At 36.9% G+C, this 18,910-nt stretch carries 13 protein-coding genes; 5 read left to right on the top strand and 8 right to left on the bottom strand.

Features of this window, described 5'->3' with window-relative positions:
• The first annotated feature begins 3 nt into the window (after window positions 1–3).
• Entirely contained in the window at window positions 4–642 is a 639-nt protein-coding gene (locus IL45_RS11100) for a polysaccharide deacetylase family protein (RefSeq protein ID WP_036583876.1), read from the top strand.
• Here IL45_RS11100 and IL45_RS11095 read toward each other — a convergent pair.
• Window positions 617–913 carry a thioredoxin family protein gene (locus IL45_RS11095; protein ID WP_036583873.1) on the bottom strand — a complete coding sequence of 99 codons (297 nt, stop codon included), beginning with the start codon at window positions 911–913 and terminating at the stop codon, window positions 617–619. The two genes, IL45_RS11100 and IL45_RS11095, sit on opposite strands and share 26 nt — an antisense overlap.
• Window positions 914–994: 81 nt before the next feature.
• A complete protein-coding gene (locus tag IL45_RS11090) occupies window positions 995–2,245 on the bottom strand; it encodes a metallophosphoesterase (RefSeq protein WP_036583870.1) in 1,251 nt (416 codons plus the stop codon).
• A 132-nt stretch (window positions 2,246–2,377) separates the two neighbouring features.
• On the opposite strand from IL45_RS11090, the gene IL45_RS11085 reads away from it, so the two are divergent.
• Window positions 2,378–3,643, top strand: a complete 1,266-nt coding sequence (locus tag IL45_RS11085) for an MFS transporter (RefSeq protein WP_036583868.1) — start codon at window positions 2,378–2,380, stop codon at window positions 3,641–3,643.
• Between the two features lie 200 nt (window positions 3,644–3,843).
• Window positions 3,844–6,678: a DNA polymerase I gene (polA, locus tag IL45_RS11080; RefSeq protein ID WP_036583866.1), complete on the top strand. Its 2,835-nt coding sequence runs from the start codon at window positions 3,844–3,846 to the stop codon at window positions 6,676–6,678.
• Window positions 6,679–6,685: 7 nt separating this feature from the next.
• Here the strand turns inward: polA and IL45_RS11075 are convergent, their stop codons facing one another.
• From IL45_RS11075 to IL45_RS11060, 4 genes are all read right to left on the bottom strand, one after another.
• Entirely contained in the window at window positions 6,686–8,260 is a 1,575-nt protein-coding gene (locus IL45_RS11075; protein WP_036583863.1) for a family 16 glycosylhydrolase, read from the bottom strand.
• A 130-nt stretch (window positions 8,261–8,390) separates the two neighbouring features.
• Complete coding sequence (locus IL45_RS11070; protein ID WP_036583861.1) at window positions 8,391–9,218, bottom strand: hypothetical protein; 828 nt, start codon at window positions 9,216–9,218, stop codon at window positions 8,391–8,393.
• A gap of 365 nt (window positions 9,219–9,583) precedes the next feature.
• A complete protein-coding gene (locus tag IL45_RS11065) occupies window positions 9,584–11,671 on the bottom strand; it encodes a T9SS type B sorting domain-containing protein (protein ID WP_036583859.1) in 2,088 nt (695 codons plus the stop codon).
• A gap of 18 nt (window positions 11,672–11,689) precedes the next feature.
• A complete protein-coding gene (locus IL45_RS11060; protein ID WP_036583857.1) occupies window positions 11,690–12,763 on the bottom strand; it encodes an aminotransferase class V-fold PLP-dependent enzyme in 1,074 nt (357 codons plus the stop codon).
• 56 nt (window positions 12,764–12,819) lie between these two features.
• On the opposite strand from IL45_RS11060, the gene IL45_RS11055 reads away from it, so the two are divergent.
• Together IL45_RS11055 and fabD are read left to right on the top strand one after the other, a co-directional pair.
• Window positions 12,820–13,722 (top strand): dihydrofolate reductase, encoded by a 903-nt coding sequence (locus tag IL45_RS11055; protein WP_036583855.1) that lies wholly within the window; start codon window positions 12,820–12,822, stop codon window positions 13,720–13,722.
• Window positions 13,723–13,841: 119 nt separating this feature from the next.
• Complete coding sequence (gene fabD / locus IL45_RS11050) at window positions 13,842–14,729, top strand: ACP S-malonyltransferase (protein ID WP_036583853.1); 888 nt, start codon at window positions 13,842–13,844, stop codon at window positions 14,727–14,729.
• 132 nt (window positions 14,730–14,861) lie between these two features.
• On the opposite strand, the gene odhB is transcribed toward fabD, so the two are convergent.
• Both odhB and IL45_RS11040 read right to left on the bottom strand, forming a co-directional pair.
• On the bottom strand, window positions 14,862–16,148 hold the full coding sequence (gene odhB / locus IL45_RS11045) for a 2-oxoglutarate dehydrogenase complex dihydrolipoyllysine-residue succinyltransferase (protein ID WP_036583850.1): 1,287 nt from the start codon (window positions 16,146–16,148) through the stop codon (window positions 14,862–14,864).
• Between the two features lie 4 nt (window positions 16,149–16,152).
• Window positions 16,153–18,900 carry a 2-oxoglutarate dehydrogenase E1 component gene (locus IL45_RS11040; RefSeq protein WP_036583848.1) on the bottom strand — a complete coding sequence of 916 codons (2,748 nt, stop codon included), beginning with the start codon at window positions 18,898–18,900 and terminating at the stop codon, window positions 16,153–16,155.
• Window positions 18,901–18,910: the final 10 nt, after the last annotated feature.

Genomic DNA, 18,910 nt, shown 5'->3' with positions numbered 1-18,910 from the left:
ATAATGCGTTGGTATCCTGATATAATAAAAGACTGGTTTTCTAGTCTGTTTTCAGGATACCTATGGCATGGTTCCCGCGAGGATAAAGTTGTTTATATCACCTTTGACGATGGGCCGCATCCTGTTGTGACACCTTATGTATTACAAGAATTAGAACGGTACGATTTTAAGGCTACTTTCTTTTGTATAGGTGATTGTGTTCAACGTCATACTGATATTTACGACCTTTTACCTATTAAAGGTCACGCGGTAGGCAATCATACTTTTCATCATCTAAATAGTTGGAAAACCACAACCACCAGCTATCTAGAAGATGTTGATTTAGCAAATTCTGTTATAAATTCTCAATTATTCCGTCCACCCTATGGAAGAATCACTTCCAGTATCGCAAAGAGCTTAAGGGTTCAAGGTTATAAAATAGTGTTATGGGATGTTTTATCAGGTGATTTTGATATAAACCGCAGCGCTACATCATGTCTAAAAAACCTTGAGAAGAATACTAGAAACGGTAGCATTATCGTGTTTCACGATAGCGAAAAAGCCTTTGAAAAATTAAAAGTAATTTTACCTAAATATTTTAGATTTCTAGAATCTGAAGGCTATAAAACAGCCATTATTAAACATACTGCTTCAACAAAGTAATCAGGGAATTAGAATCCTGGACACCACTTTGCCTCCATTTCATCTCTCCATTTCTGTAGATAATAAGAGTAGGTAATCCCTTTATACGCAAGGCATCACTTAATTCTGGATTTTTATCTACATTAATTTTAATAACCTTTGCATTGTCACCTATCGCGGCTGCAACATCTCTTAAAACTTCATGCATGCCCACAGAATCCTCATTCCATTCTGTAAAGAAGTTGAGTAAAACTGGCACATCGGCACTTATAAGTTCCCCAAATTTTGACATAATCAACTAGTTAGCTTATCAAATGTACGTAAAAAGCATTACAGAATCACTAATGTATTCTTAACAAGCTCTCAACGAGTATTAGTTTATACTATTCTTTGATTTTTTTAAGGTTATCACAGTAATCTCTGGCCAGATCCCAGCTCTTCCCGAATAGCCCAGAAATCCAAAACCACGATTGACATTTATAAACCTACCAAACTCTTTATAAATGCCAGCCCACCTTTTATAAACAAACCACGCAGGACTTAATTTTATAAAACCAGGAATCTCGATTCCAAATTGCATTCCATGAGTGTGACCACTTAAAGTTAAGTGATAATTTAAATCATTATGCCTCACATCATCTTCCCAGTGTGAAGGATCATGACTCAATAAAATTTTAAAATCGTTCTCAGTTAAACCTACTGAGGCTTTATTTAAATCACCATATTTTGGAAAACGCCCATTCCCAATATTTTCAACACCGACGACATTCAGTAAATCATTACCTCGCTTTATTGCAATATTTTCATCTCGCAATAATCGCCAGCCCATCTGCTTTTGTATACTATATAACTTTTCCATGTTTGCTTTCTTTAAAGCAAACACCTCTTCTCTAGTTCCTTCCCAACCATAATAATCTCCATAATCATGATTCCCTAAAACAGAATAAACACCGTCGCTTGCGCTCAACTTTCCAAAAACGTCTTCCCATCCATGCATTTCTGTGCTTATATTATTGACCAGATCTCCAGTAAAAAAAATAGCATCACTGCCTTGTTTATTAACTAAGTCTATCGCATACTCGACTTCTTCCCTATCGTCAAAACTCCCAACATGTATATCACTAATCTGTGTCACTTTATACCCATCAAAAGCCTCTGGCAAATCATTAAAACTCAATTCATACTCACGCACTTGATAATTATATTTCCCTTTCCATGCTCCGTAAAGAATTGCTCCAAATGGTAAGGCTGCTAATCCCAACCCTACTTTTGAAATAAACGCTCTTCTACTAGGTAAAAAGGATTGATCTGGAGTTTGCTTTCGCGAAAGCGAGTAATAAACACCTTCAAAAAACCTAAAAATATCCTCTCCTAACATAACAAGCACAAAGATGAATTGCGCTGCTAAAAATGCTAAAAACAAGGTGATGGCAAGGTCTCTTGCCCCAGAAACAACACCGCGATTAGGATTCAAATAGAACTGTAGAAATACATTTCCTATAACTAAAACTGTAATTCCTAGATAAACCCATTTCCACCAATGACCGCGAGATAAGGTCCTAATCAGTTGGAAAGAATAAATTTCAAGTAAAATTACTATGGCAAAAAATATAATAAAACGCATCGTGCGAATCTATTGCATAAATCAGCATTAAAATGTTGGTAGATTGTTAAACTAAAGTTGATCTTATGGCAAACAAGTATCTTGCGCAATCATTAATACTACTTGCCACATAAAACAATAATCTTTTAATAAATGACTAAAAACGATCCCTACGCAGCGTTACGTTTTAAAGAATTCAACATTTTTTTGATGATGCGTTTTTTACTAGTATTTGGTTGGTCCATGCAATTTATTGTGATTGAATGGCAGGTATATGAGTTAACTAATGATGCATTATCGATGGGAATCATAGGGTTAATGGAATTTATCCCAGCTTTTTGTATGGCATTATTTGCTGGTCACATTGTGGATCAGAGAGAAAAACGCAATTTACTTGCACTTTGTATAGGCGCATTTTCGTTAATTAGCTTGGGGTTATTTTTACTTACCTGGCCTACAATTGTAGAAAACTGGTCTACAAATAGGATTTTGTATTGCATATATGCTCTAGTATTTTTCGGTGGTATTTTAAGGTCTTTCTTTGGCCCTATTCTTTTTTCATTAATCGCTTTACTCGTTCCTAAAAAAGCATATCCTAATGCGGCAACTTGGAGCAGTTCTGCCTGGCAAATTGCATCAGTTGCAGGACTCGCTTTTTCAGGGTTTGCGATTAGTTGGTTTGGTGTACACTGGTCATTATGCATTGTTTTCAGCATGGTTTCTCTCGCTTTTATTACCGTATTCTTTATTTCCAAAAAGCCTATTCATAACACAAAAATTAACGAACCTATTTTACAAAGTTTAAAAGAAGGTTTAGGATTTGTATTTAAGACCAAAGCGATTTTAGGAGCATTAACACTAGACATGATTTCTGTATTATTTGGTGGTGCGGTAATGTTACTACCCATCTTTGCCAAAGAAATTTTAGATGTCGGTAGTGAAGGATTTGGCATCTTACGCGCTGCGCCATCCGTAGGTGCGATTCTGACCATGATAGCTACAGCTTACATTCCTATTAGTAAAAATGCTGGAATGAAATTACTCATGGCTGTTTTTGGTTTTGGAGTTTGCATTATTGTTTTCGGGCTTTCTACATCGTTCTGGATTTCTGTTATAGCTCTATTTTTCAGTGGAGTTACAGATGGTGTTTCTATGGTCATACGTCAGACCATTTTACAACTTAAAACTCCAGATCACATGCGTGGTCGTGTAGCTTCTGTAAACTCTATGTTTGTAGGATCTTCTAACGAATTGGGCGGTTTTGAAAGTGGTGTCACAGCAAAATTAATGGGAACCGTAACAGCCGTTGTTTTTGGTGGCACCATGACTTTAATAACCGTGATTACTACCGCATTGGTCTCTCCTACTTTTAGAAAACTAGATTTAAGAAAGGATTTTGAGGATCGTGAAAACGATTAACGACCTCATCATTTATCATAAATTTCTATCTATTAAAACGATAATGATTATGATAATTCCGCTTTCGCGAAAGCGAAATACTTATCCAGCTATTGCTAATTAAAAGGGTTAAGTCTTGTGCATAAAAAGTCATAAATGCTGTTTTGAATTCCTATTTTCCTAGGTTCGTTTTTTATCTTTAGCACTCATAAAATTTGAAGATGACTAACGACGGTTCTAACGATAAAAGATTATTTCTCCTAGACGCTTATGCCTTAATATTTAGAGGTTATTATGCGCTTATTAAAAACCCTAGAATTAATAGTGCTGGTATGGACACTAGTGCGATTATGGGTTTTACAAACTCGCTTTTTGATGTTATAAGACGAGAAAAACCAGAATATCTAGCCGTTGCATTTGACAAAGGTGGAAGTGCAGATCGTGTGGAGATGTATGAAGACTACAAGGCAAATCGAGATGAAACACCTGAGGCAATTAAAATAGCGGTGCCTTATATCATGCGTATTTTAAAAGCCATGCACATTCCTATTGAAGTCGTAGAAGGAATCGAGGCAGATGATTTAATAGGAACACTAGCAAAGCAAGCCGAAAAAGAAGGCTTTACTACTTATATGGTAACACCAGATAAGGATTATGCTCAATTAGTATCTGAAAATATATTCATGTACAAACCTGCCCGAATGGGTAATGGAATAGAAATATGGGGAATTCCTGAGGTACAAAAAAGATTTGAAGTAGAGCGACCAGAACAAGTAATCGATTATCTAGGAATGATGGGAGATGCTAGTGATAACATCCCTGGATTACCTGGTGTAGGAGACAAAACTGCTAAAAAATTCATAGCCGCTTACGGCTCTATGGAAGGGCTTCTTGCTAATACTGATCAACTGAAAGGTAAGATGAAAGAAAAAGTTATCGCCAATGCAGAGTTGGGATTGCTTTCTAAAAAACTAGCGACCATAAGACTAGATTGCCCAGTCACTTTTAATGCAAAAAATTATGAGTTAGACGATCCTAATGTAGAAGCTGTTCATGAGATTTTTGACGAATTAGAATTCCGTCGTGCAAAAGAAACTCTTGCAAAGATTTTCTCAAAAGAGGTTGCTCCAGCAAGCTCTTCAAATTCGAGTTCAAATTCAAATTCTGATGCAGGAGCTGGTCAATTTTCTTTATTTGACGCTCCAGGATCTGGAACTGCTGCTGAGGCTTCAACAACAGGAAGACAAACGCTTGCTACCAGCGATCATTTATACCAACTCGTTCAAGAAGGAATGGGAACTAAATTGTTCTTACAATCGTTGATGCAGCAATCCAGCGTTTGTTTTGATACAGAAACTACAGGGCTCGATCCACTCACGGCAGAGCTGGTAGGAATCGCATTCTCTTGGGAAAAAGGAAAAGGTTTTTATCTACCGATTGCTGAAGATCGTGACGCTGCCCAGGCTATTGTCGATCAATTAAAACCATTCTTTGAGAATACATCCATTGAGAAAGTAGGTCAAAACTTAAAATATGATATTAAAGTACTGGATAAATATGGCGTCGATGTTAAAGGACCTATGTTCGATACCATGCTAGCTCATTATCTTATAAATCCTGATATGCGTCATAACATGGACGTACTGGCCGAAACGTATTTAAATTACACACCACAATCTATAGTTGAACTAATAGGTAAAAAAGGAAAGAACCAACTTTCTATGCGTGATGTGGATCTGGAAAAACAAAAGGAATATGCGGTTGAGGATGCCGATGTAACTTTACAACTCAAAGAACATTTCACGCCAGAACTAGCTAGTGCAGGAACGGACAAGTTGTTTAAGGATATAGAAATGCCTTTACTTGATGTACTGGCTGCGATGGAAATAGAAGGGATTAATCTAGATGAAGATTTTTTGAGCTCACTATCTGGTGATTTAGAAACAGATATCGCTCAACTAGAAAAAGACATTTATGAGGTCGCAGGAGAAGAATTCAATATAGGTTCTCCTAAACAACTAGGTATTATTCTTTTTGAAAAACTAAAGCTTGTTGATAAACCTAAAAAAACCAAAACTGGGCAATATTCAACGGCTGAAGATGTCCTAAGTTACCTCGCAAAAGATCATGCAATTATTCAAAATGTCCTCGATTATCGTGGCTTGAGCAAATTGAAATCTACTTATGTTGATGCTCTACCTAATCAGGTAGATGCCAAAACGCAACGCATTCACACGAACTATATGCAAACTGTTGCGGCAACTGGCCGTTTAAGTTCTACAGATCCTAACTTACAAAACATTCCTATTCGTACTGAGCGTGGTCGTCAAGTACGTAAGGCATTTATACCAAGAGATGAAAATTATACACTTGTAGCTGCCGATTATTCTCAAATAGAACTACGTATTATTGCTGCGTTAAGTGAAGAAGAAAATATGATTGCTGCATTCCAAAGCGGTGAAGATATTCATGCTTCTACAGCTGCAAAAGTTTTTAATGTTGCTCTAGAAGATGTGACAAGAGAACAACGTAGTAATGCCAAGACAGTGAACTTTGGAATCATCTATGGAGTAAGTGCCTTTGGGTTAAGTAATCAAACCGACTTATCTCGTGGCGAAGCAAAAGAGTTGATTGACACCTATTATGCTACCTATCCTAAACTCAAAGCATACATGCAAGATCAAGTAGATTTTGCTCGTGAGAATGGTTATGTAGAAACAGTTTTAGGTAGACGTCGTTATTTAAAAGACATTAATAGCTCTAACGCGGTAGTACGAGGCGCAGCAGAGCGTAATGCTGTTAATGCACCTATACAAGGAAGTGCTGCAGACATTATCAAGATTGCAATGATTAACATTCATAAAAAGTTTGAAGAAATGAATTGCAAGTCTAAAATGTTGCTTCAAGTACATGATGAACTTGTTTTTGATATTCATAATGACGAGTTAGAAGATATGAAAAAACTGATTCAAGATGAAATGCAAAATGCTTATAAAATGACCGTTCCACTAGATGTGGAAGTTGGAATTGGACAGAATTGGTTAGAGGCGCATTAATTAATCATTAATGCGAGACCACTAATCGTTCAGTTTGAACCTGATTGCCTGAATGAATTTTTAAAACATACATACCGTTGTCATAATTAGAAACGTCTAATGTATGGCATTCGCTAATCTTTTCAATAACTCGCTGTCCCAGCATCGTGTATAGCTCGATATGATCTATGGTCGTCGTGCTCGCAATAGAAACTAACTCGCTAGATGGATTAGGATAAACCGTTGCGTTAATAGTATCTGCATCTGTAAGACTTAAGGTATTTTGATAGACACGCACATAATCTATGATCATACTACTTTGTGAAAAGCTAGGATCAATAGTACCTGCAACGCCGCCCATCGCAATGTTTAATAACAAATATTGATCTTCATAAAACGGATAGGTGTTTACATCTTTTACTACAGGATTATACGTGTAAAAAGGTACATCGTCTATCAAAAAAGTGATTTGCTGTGGCGACCAGTTCATAGAGTATATATGAAAATCATTAGCAACATCCGGTAACGTTGTTGACTGAAAATTCATTGTATTTCCAGAACATCCTCCGCAATTAGTATGTAAAGCACTAGATACATGATTAACAGCACCTAATCCATGCTCCATAATATCTATCTCACCGCATAAAGGCCAGTTAGTTGTCCCATGAGTACTATCCCAGTAACCGCCATTTTCATTAATATTTTTACCTAGAGTCCATATCGCAGGCCATGTCCCATCGCCAAAGGGTAATTTTGCTCTCACATCTACTCTTCCATATGTGAATGCAAATTTTGAATTAAGTCTAGCACTGGTATATTGTTTGGTCTGTCCTTGATCTGTAAAATTCTCTCGTTTTGCAACGATGTTCAAAAATCCGTTTTCTACAAAAGAATTATCAATCCTATTAGTATAATGCTGTTGCTCACCATTAAACCAACTATTGCCATTAGGCAATAAGGTTTGATGAAACCATTTTGTAGCGTCTATGGGATTATTGGTTCCAGCATTATCAAACTCATCAAACCACACTAAATCTGTATACACCACATCTATCGGGTTAGGAGTGACAACAACAGCACCATTATTAATTTGGTCTATGAGATAAGTACCTGGTATATTAGACCCATAATCAATGAAAATCGTTACCCGACTGTATTGTCCTATAGCAGAGATCATATTACCAGAAGCGCTCTCCATAGCGCTAGAGAAGTCAAAATTAATATCTAGCCAGTTGTTTGCAGCTCCATTGGACTGACCTAACACCTCTACATCTGGTTGATTTCCATTTTCTAACTTTAATAAGATACTATGGGCGTTAGGATCAAACGCATAAAATCTCAAAGTCACATTCTGATCTACATTCAAATCTACTGCAGTAAAAAGATCTCTAAAAAAGCCCTGATTGGACTGATTACCATCATTGAAAAATTGACCTACGTTGTTTGAGGACTGTAATGGATCTGTTCTAAAAGAAAAAGAAGAGCCAGAAAATCCTGTAAACGGAAATTGATTTCCCTCAAAATCTAAAGGGAATTGTTGTGCTTGTGCAAACTGTAAACCGAAGAGTAATGCAATAAGGCAAACGCGATAAATCAAAATCATGAATTTTTTTTGCAAAGCTAGTCTCCACAACCTTAAGTATTGGACAATCCACCACTACAAAAACTATACTAAGTGTCTAAACCGCGTAAATAAGACCGCGATTATGATAAAAAATCAATTCTATACTTAATTATCTATATGCCTTAAAAATCACGACGATTTGATTAGTTCTATCATTTGTAGTCGATCCAGCTAGAAAATTATCTACGTTTAATGTAAATCCATCATCAGTAAAGTTTACTAATGAAGCAGATATTAATCCACCTTGATCATCAGTACCTCCAGTAGGCGATCCATTATCATGAATAGGCTCACCATTATTATTTACAAAGTAAGCAGCTATACAATGACTGTCTGAAGAATAAGTACCTATATTGTTAATACTAGAACCATTTGCTCCATTAGAGATTACCTGTTGATCTATACCTGTACCATAATCTTGTGCATATCCCATAGTTTGACCACCAGCCATTCTGATGTCATTTGAATTATTTGAGGCTGATCTGTAACCACCATCATTAAAACCTTGAATTCTATTAACAGCAGTAAATTCTATAGCACTAGGTTGAAAAGGCAGATCCTCTATAACAATAGTTCCTGCAGCTGTGATTAACAACTTACCAAAATACACCTGTGGTTGATTATCACTTACGACTAGATTCCATTTACTATCCTGCCAGAAGTAAAATCCTGTTAAAGGAACTCCACCTGTACCTGTATTCCATATCATCGTTCCATCTACTAGACTAGCTCCATTAGGGTTAGTAACAGGAGAAGCAGTATTTAAGTCTGTTAGAGCAATACGAGGCACTAACAATCCAGAGTCAGTAGAAGATATATCTAGAGCCGCCATAGGCACATCAGTATCAATCCCTACTTGTGCATGACTATAAACACTCGCCAGCGTCATAATCATAAGTGTAAAAATAAATTTGAGCATTAATTTTTTAGTTTTCATAATTCAATTCTAAAACAGTACATATCAAACTTCACTAATAAATTGATTACTAGGTCATTTAAAAAAATGCGGACAAAAATAATCGACAAAATACAATTATCAACGTTTTAATGTATGTTTTATGCGATATTGGACTACATTTAATCTTACCGAGATATCACATTCGTTAAACCATTGATTACTAGTAATAGTTCATTATTGTAAACAATTTGCATACCATAGTTGATGATAGCTTTATCATTATTATGATTAAAATGCGATAAGAAGAGGTCTAGATAAAAAAATTTAGATGCCTTGTATTATATTGAATATGGATACCTGAAGGGTTTTTATAACTCGCTTTCGCGAAAGCGGAACTAAGATAATTATCTCTTTAAAGCAAAGTATCCTTTTACTAATGGCTTACCTTCAATCTTAAGCGTAAACCAATAAGTACTTGAAGGCATGGGAGCGTTTATAAACGTTCCATCCCAACCGATACCATCTGGAGCCATTTGATGTAATAACTTTCCATATCTATCATATATGAAAATAATAGCATCTGGATAGTCTGTTAATCCATCGAGCGTCCAGTAATCATGAAAACCATCTCCATTAGGTGTGAAAAATCGCTGATAATCTAGTACAGCAAACTCTTCGGTAATCGTTCCACATCCGTTCTTATCTCTTATTCTAACGGTGTGAAAGCCTTTATAAAGACCATTGAAGAAATTAGAATCCTGAAAAGGACCATTGTCAACTGAAAATTCATAATCACCAGGTCCAGAAACAATGAATTGCGCTGTGTTATCGCCATTTCTGAAGTCTTGGGTGATAATATCATCTATAGTTGCAACGTCAGATGGTAATGCTGTAATGATTAAAGAACTCTCACACCCAAAGTTATTAGTCACTGTAACGGTATAATCACCTGGTTGATTGATATCAATACTATTAGTCGTTGCGCCCATTTCACCAGTATTCCATTCATAAAAATCAAATCCGGCAGCGACACTAATGGTGGTAGGTACCACAGCATCAACACATACTATAATATCGGCCTGACTTTGTAAAACAGGTCTAGGCCTTATCGTAATTTGATAATCAACATCACTAAAACAAGAGGTACTCGTTTCTGTTACTCTCACATAAATGCGTTGCGGATTTTGTGTCGTAGTAAAACTACTGTTTAGCGCGTTCTGTCCAGCGGTTCTATCTGCTGCACTCTCATAAAAGGTCACTTGATGCAATAATGGATCTAATCCATTTAAGATCTCATTATTTTGATCTGTTAATGCAACATTCAAAAAACCATCAAAATCATCATCACATAGAAATAAATCTACGGGAATCGCAATTGCTGGTGGATTTGCGACAAATATTGATGTATTTAAAACATAATCACAAGATAAACCAGTAGGATCAACAACCCTAATAAAGTAAAATTCTTCAGTTGTAGTTGCAGTAAACATAGAGCCTTGAGCATTTAGACCATCTTGCGCATCCATTTGCGTTAAATGATAAGTCACATTAAAGCTACTAGCATTGGGTAATATAGAATCAATGACCGTATTATAATCAAATGGTTCTGTAGCATTATCTGAACAAATAATAAATGGATCTATATCCGTATCGATATTGGGATCATCGACTAATATGGTAAAATCTGTAAAGTCAGTACAATCAGAATCGTTTCTAATAACTCTTACATATATATCCTGCGGATTTGTAATATTAGTATATGGGAAAGTGATTGCATTGATACCTATGTTTGCATCGTTTAGTGATTCATGATAAGTCACTGTGGTATTGGTCTGACCTAATAACACATCAGAGTTTAATGAACTAAAATCAAATTCTCTAAAACCATCTTGTGCACCAGCATTATCGCAAACTTCCAAATCCATTAGAGGATTTGCTACTGGCGCAGGTGGCAAGTCTGCAGTACCGCCAGTACTGATACTAAAACCACCAGTACCTACTGCAAGTGCAACAATCACATAATATACCTCGCCAGCATTAACGGTAAGTTCTTGTAAAAAACCATTACCATTTGCACCAGGACCTTCAATAAAATCCGTTTCTACACTATTTAAACCTGTTTCACCAGTCACACCTGCATCACGCGGATTTGTACTGGAACAACGTATAGCTGCGCCTAAATTATCACAATCCACTACAGGTCCAAAAACTGCAAAATCATAATCTGCTTGAGCCGTATCTGGTGACAATGCAAAACTAAAAGTACCCGTTGTTTGTACCTCTACTCTAAACCAAGCTTGATTAGTCTGAAATGAGAAACAAGTAGGCACAGGATTACCAGCTTGCGCAAATTCATTAACTCCTATCCCAGAAGGACTGATACCAAAACTAGTATCACCACATAATAATATGGCGTCTGTACAATCATTAGGATTTTGAGAATATCCCATAACAGAGCATAAAAAGAAGAATAATATATACGTATGTTTCATATTGTGGTAATCGTTGTATTACAAATCTAATACTTCCAGTAGTCTAGCAAGGTCTTTATCGTTATTAAAATAAGAGAAACTAACTCTTATTCCATTACCTCTTAATGAGGTGACAACGCCATGATCTAAGAGCTTATTATATAAATCATGACTTCCTTTAATATTAAAAATGGTAGAATGTTGTTTTCTCTTTACTATGGCCTCATCTAACAAATCTCGACTTTTAAATTCGGCCTTAGCTATTTCAGACCAGTGTTGCAGTTCAGTTTGTATTTTATCTAGACCTATTTTTAACGCTACTTCCAGCGCTAGTTTCAAACTACCAAAAGCGATCATATCTTGATGCCCAGGTTCAAATCTGCCTATGAACTCAGGTATTGTATCGTTAACATTTTTAGTACTGCGATAACCAATTCTGGTGGGTTTAATTACTTCCTTGATCTGTTCTTTAACGCAAATAAACGCATTTCCATCACCTGCATTTAACCACTTATAACAGCTTGCTAGGATGATATCTAGTCCGCTTTCGCGAAAGCGGAATTCCTCTGTCCCTATGTATTGAGTTAAATCACCAATGATTACCATCTCTGGGAACTGATCTTTAAGCTGCTTTACAAATTCTAAGTCAATTTTAATTCCAGAAATATATTGAACCACAGAGAAGCAGAAAAAATCGGGTTGATGCAGTTCGCAAGCTTCAAGAATATTAGATTCTAGATTTTCATTAATATTGGCATAAAAACAATTAAAACCACGAGTCTCCACTGGCCAGTTTACAGATGGATAATCACCATCTAGCAATAAAAATGTAGATTGCTTATCAATACCTTCTATCAGCGTGTTGAAGCCTGTAGAGAAATTAGGAATCACAGCAGTATTCTCTATCGTCGCATCTACAAATTGCGCTATAGCTATCCTCACTTCATCTATAAAATCGTTTCTAGTATTTGTGTATAAACTAGCCTGATCTCGCATTTTTCCCATCTCATTGATTCTATAGTCCATTAATTCTTGAGAAATTAAGCCATGGTTTGCCGTATTGAGATAGGTGTATTTTTCAAGAATGGGATACTGAGATCTTATTTTATGCATTTGTAAAGATTGAAAAGAGCTAGAACTGCTTAAATTTGAATATAAAAGTACGTCATATGTTCGGTAGAAAGAAAAAAGAAACACCTGCGATTGATCCAGTTCAAAAGGAAATGATTGAAAATGCACAGCGTCGCATTAAAGAAAAGCGCGGTTTATTTACACATTTTGTTGTTTTTCTAGTGGGCGCAGTAGGTTTGATTATCATTAGTCAGGTATTAATGCAACAAGAGCCCTTGCGTATTCTTAATGTAGAATGGTGGGTTTGGGTCTTATTTGTGTGGCTGCTTTTTTTAATCTATCATGCTTTTAAGGTATTTATTACCAATAGACTACTAGGACCAGGATGGGAAAAACGTCAGTATGAAAGGTTGGTTCAAAAACAAAAGGATCGCATTGCTCAAATAGAAGAAAAAGTAACTAAATCAAATCCTTTACCGGAAACCAAAATTATAAATACACCTGTTTCTAAAAAACGTGTTATTACCATGATAGCTGCTGCTGGAGCAAACAACGAGTTAGGTAAAGACGGCGATCTCGTATGGCACTTGCCAGATGACTTTAAACGTTTTAAATCTCTTACTACTGGTCACCACATTATAATGGGTCGCAAAACTTTTGAAAGTTTCCCTAAACCGCTACCTAATCGCACTCATATCATACTCACTAGAGATACTAATTATAAAACTGATGGTGGAATTGTCGTACATGATTTGTCTACAGCACTAGCAGCGGTATCCAGTGATGAAGAACCTTTTATTATAGGTGGTGGAGAGATTTATAAACTAGGGATTGAAGTAGCTGACCGTATTGAATTAACTAGAGTCCACGGTAGTTTTAATGTCGACACCTATTTTCCAGAGTTTGATGAAAAACAGTGGAAGCTTATACGCACAGAACATCATCCAGCAGATGATAAGCATGAATATGCTTTTGACTTTGAAACTTGGGAGCGCATATAAATTTTAAAACTAATCAACAATAATCAAGGCTTTGATTTTAAGATTAATGGCAATATTGAAATCAATAAACCTAGTAACTACTTTTCATTAAATTTGCCACTGCAATTAACAACTACAATATGAAAGCATACGTTTTTCCAGGTCAAGGAGCTCAATTCACAGGAATGGGTAAAGACTTATATGATCAATTTCCAGAGGCAAAAGCACTTTTTAATAAAGCAGATGAAATCCTAGGTTTTGAAATTTCAAAAATCATGTTTGAAGGAACTGCTGAGGAATTAAAGGAAACCAAAGTGACCCAACCTGCTATCTTTTTACATTCTGTAATTCTTGCAAAAATGATGGGTGACTCTTTCCAACCAGAAATGGTGGCAGGTCATTCACTGGGTGAATTAAGTGCACTTACCGCAGTAGGTACCCTAAGTTTTGAAGATGGATTAAAGATTGTTTCTAAACGTGCTCTTGCGATGCAAGCCGCGTGCGAACATCAATCGAGTACCATGGCAGCAATTTTAGGTTTAGACGATGCAGTAGTAGAAGATGTATGTAAAAGCATAGATGGTGTTGTCGTTGCAGCTAACTATAACTGTCCAGGACAACTTGTAATATCTGGCGCTACTAAAGCGGTAGAAGAAGCTTGCGAAGCTTTAAAAGAAAAAGGTGCAAAACGCGCCTTAATGCTACCAGTAGGTGGAGCATTCCATTCTCCATTAATGGAACCGGCACGTGAAGAACTAGCGGCAGCTATAGAAGCTACCGAGTTTGAAGCTCCTTCATGTCCTGTATATCAAAATGTAACTACGCTAGGAACAACAGCAGTAGATGAGATTAAAACAAATCTTATTTATCAACTTACTGGTCCTGTAAAATGGACACAATCTGTTCAAAATATGATTGCCGATGGTGCTACTGAATTTATAGAAGTTGGACCAGGAAGAGCATTGCAGGGAATGATTAAGAAGATTAATCGTGAGGCAAATGTGAGTGCTGGTGTGGTAAGTGAATAAATTACAACATTCATAACATAAAAATCCTCTATAAAAACTGTGTTTTTATAGAGGATTTTTTTCTTCCGTTTACAATAAAGCCCAAAGGTTTTTAAAAACCTTTGGGCTTTATAAATTATAATTAGGAAATTTTTACATTTCCAACGCCTTCTTAACGTCTCCATCCATTAAGATGTTGATAGGATCTTCTAATGCTTCTTTAATTGCTACTAAGAAACCTACAGATTCTTTACCATCGATGATACGGTGGTCATAGGATACAGCTAGATACATCATCGGTCTTGCAACAATATTTCCATCTACGACTACTGGACGCTCGATAATGTTATGCATTCCTAGAATCGCACTCTGAGGTGGATTAATAATAGGTGTACTCATCATACTACCGAAAACTCCACCATTAGTAATGGTAAAGGTACCGCCAGTCATTTCGTCTACTGTGATGTCTCCATCACGAGCTCTTAATGCTAATCTTTTTACCTCAGCTTCTACACCTCTAAAAGATAAGTTCTCTGCATTTCTTATTACCGGTACCATTAATCCTTTAGGACCTGATACAGCAATAGAAATATCTTTATAATCAAAAGAAACCATCTCCTTACCGTCAATCATAGAATTAACAGCAGGATACATTTCTAGCGCTCTAGTAACCGCTTTAGTAAAGAAGGACATAAATCCTAATCCTACACCATGCTTTGCTTTAAAGTCTTCTTTGTACTCTTTACGTAAGTCAAAGATAGGCTTCATGTCTACCTCATTAAAAGTAGTCAACATCGCTGTGTCGTTCTTAACACTTACCAGACGTTCTGCAACTTTTCTACGTAACATAGAAAGCTTAGTACGAGATTCACCACGTGATCCAGCTCCTGGTGTTCCCATAGATGGTTTTGCGTTTACAGCATCGTCTTTAGTAATACGACCATCGCGACCAGTTCCAGAAACAGATTTTGCATCTACACCTTTCTCATCTAGAATCTTTTTTGCAGCAGGACTTGCCGTACCGCTAGCATAAGTTTCTTTAGCTTGTGCAGGTTGCGGAGCTTTTTCAGAGTTTGAAGACTTATCAGCCGGTGCATCCTTTTTCATTTCCGTTGCAACGTCGCCATTGTCTCCTCCTTCATCGCCGCCACCCATACTAGATGGAGCGTTCTCAACATCTTGAGATCCGCCATTAGGATTTGCAGCCTCGGTATCAATTAGACAGACTACAGCACCTACAGCAACTGCGTCACCTTCTTCAGCTTTTAAGGTAATGATACCACTAGCCTCGGCAGGTAATTCAAGTGTTGCTTTATCGCTATCCACCTCGGCAATTGCTTGGTCTTTTTCAACCCAATCGCCAGTGGCAACTAGCCATTCTGCTATTTCTACTTCTGTAATCGACTCGCCCGGTGAAGGCACTTTCATTTCTAGAGCCATAATCTTATTTGTTGGTATTAAATACGTCTTCTATTATTCTTGCTTGTCTTGCCTTAGATCGTGTTGAACTACCTGAGGCTGGTGCTGCATACATGTTTCTTGAGCACACGCGCCAGTTTCTAGTCTCTGGCATGTGTAACATAAGATGTGCATAAGCACCCATATTTCTAGGTTCTTCTTGTGCCCATACGACATCTTTAGAACCATATTTTTTCATCACTTCTTGTATTTGCTCAATCGGTAATGGGAACAATTGTTCTAGTCTTACCAGTGCAACGTCTGTGCGATTATTTTCTTCTCGATATTCTAGTAAATCATAATAGAACTTACCAGATACGAATACTAGTGTTTCTGCTTTCGCGAAAGCGTCTCCATCAACATCTATTACTTCTTGAAAATGTCCGTTTACTAACTCATCTACTGCACTTACCGCTTTAGGGTAACGCAATAAAGACTTAGGTGTAAACACAACTAATGGCTTGCGATAATTTACTAACATCTGACGACGTAGCAAATGGAACATGTTTGCTGGCGTTGTACAGTTTGCCATAAACATATTATCCTTTGCACATAGTTGCAAGTAACGCTCTATTCTAGCACTTGAGTGCTCAGCTCCTTGACCTTCATAACCGTGTGGTAATAATTTAACCAGACCGTTTTGATTTTTCCATTTATCCTCACCAGCACTGATGTATTGATCCATCATGATTTGTGCTCCATTTGAGAAATCACCAAATTGTGCTTCCCAGATGGTAAGTGTTTGTGGTTGTGCTAGTGCATATCCATATTCAAAACCTACAACACCATATTCTGAAAGGTGTGAGTTATAAATGTCCATTTTACCTTTTACACCATCTATAAGATTATGTAAAATAAACTCGTGTTCACTATTCTCTGATTTTACCACAGCGTGACGGTGTGAGAACGTTCCTCGCTCTACATCTTGTCCACTCATGCGCACATTGTAACCTTCCATCATTAAACTACCATAGGCTAGGTGTTCTCCCATTGCCCAGTCCAGTTTATCTGCATCAAACATTTTGCGACGGTCCAGAATCAACTTCTTAATTTTTCTAAAGAAATTTTCATCTTCAGGCAGTTTAGAAATCGTTGCTGTAATTTTTTCTAAGGTTTTGCGGTCTACACCTGTCTCCACCTTTTTCATCATCTCTACCTCAGTGGCTTGTTCAAAACCTTGCCACTCATCTTGCATGAATGGTGTGATGATGGTATTTTCTTTTTCACGAGAGGTCGCAAGTTGTTCCTCAAGCTCACTTTTGTAAGCAGTCTCAAACTTCTCTACCGTATTTTTATCGATAACGCCTTCCTTAAGAAGTCTATCAGCATAAATATCACGAGGATTCTCATGCTTCTTAATAGCTTTATATAATTGAGGCTGTGTGAACATAGGTTCATCACCTTCATTATGACCGTACTTTCTATATCCTAGCAAATCAATAAATACGTCGCGACCAAACTCCATACGGTAATCTAGAGCAAAGTTCATAGCATGTACAACAGCCTCTGCATCATCTGCATTAACATGTAGTACTGGTGACAAGGTCACTTTTGCGATGTCTGTACAATACGTTGAAGAACGAGCGTCTAAATAATTAGTTGTAAAACCTACCTGATTATTAACCACCATGTGAATGGTACCAGCAGTTTTATAAGCATCAAGTTGTGCCATTTGCACTACTTCATATACAATACCTTGACCAGCGATTGCCGCATCACCGTGTAATACGATAGGCAATACTTTTGAAAAATCTTCTGGAGAATGCATGTCCTGTTTTGCACGTGCAATTCCTTCTACTACTGCTCCCACAGTTTCAAGGTGTGACGGGTTAGGTACAATATTAATATTGATATCCTTACCACTATCTGTTTTACGTTTACTAGTATAACCTAGGTGATATTTTACATCACCATCAAAAATGTCTTGCTCATAATCTTTTCCATCAAATTCAGAAAAGATATCAGTTACTGGCTTACCAAAGATATTAGTTAGCACATTTAATCTACCACGGTGCGCCATTCCTAAAACAAAGTGATTAACACCTTTATTTGCAGCATTTTCTACTAAAGAATCAAGTGCAGGAATTAAAGACTCGTTTCCTTCTAGAGAGAAACGTTTCTGACCAACATATTTTGTGTGTAAGAAGGATTCAAAAGAAACAGCTTCATTTAATTTCTTAAGAATTTGCAATTTATCATCCTTAGAAAAACTAGGGTGATTATTATTTTTATGCAACCAGTTTTGTATCCACTTTACCTCTGCAGGCTTACGTATATACATATACTCTACACCTATACTCTCGCAGTATACTTGTTTTAAGTGGGCGATAATGTTGTTAAGACTTGTTTTACCGATTCCTATTAAGTCACCACTATCAAACTCTGTATTTAAGTCTGCATCAGAAAGACCAAAGTTTACTAAATCGAGTGTAGGCTCATAAGTACGGCGATCCCTTACAGGATTAGTCTTGGTAAATAAATGACCACGTGTGCGGTAAGCATCTATTAATTTAACAACCTGAAACTCTTTTTGAACGTGAGCAGGAATCGCAACTGGTGCTGCGGCCTGATCCATCTCAAAATCACCTTCATGGGCGCTTTCCATCCCAAAGTCGAAACCTTGAAAGAAAGCTCGCCAAGATGGCTCTACTCTATCTGGATTGATTAAATATTCGTCGTAAAGTTGTGCGAAGTACGCGGTATGTGCGGCGTTCAGAAATGAAAACTTGTCCATATATCGAAGG

This window comes from Nonlabens ulvanivorans (genome assembly GCF_000732625.1).
GTDB classification, from domain to species: Bacteria; Bacteroidota; Bacteroidia; order Flavobacteriales; family Flavobacteriaceae; genus Nonlabens; species Nonlabens ulvanivorans.
The sequence above is the reverse complement of the archived record's forward strand: the minus strand, read 5'-3'. Positions and strand labels throughout refer to the sequence as shown.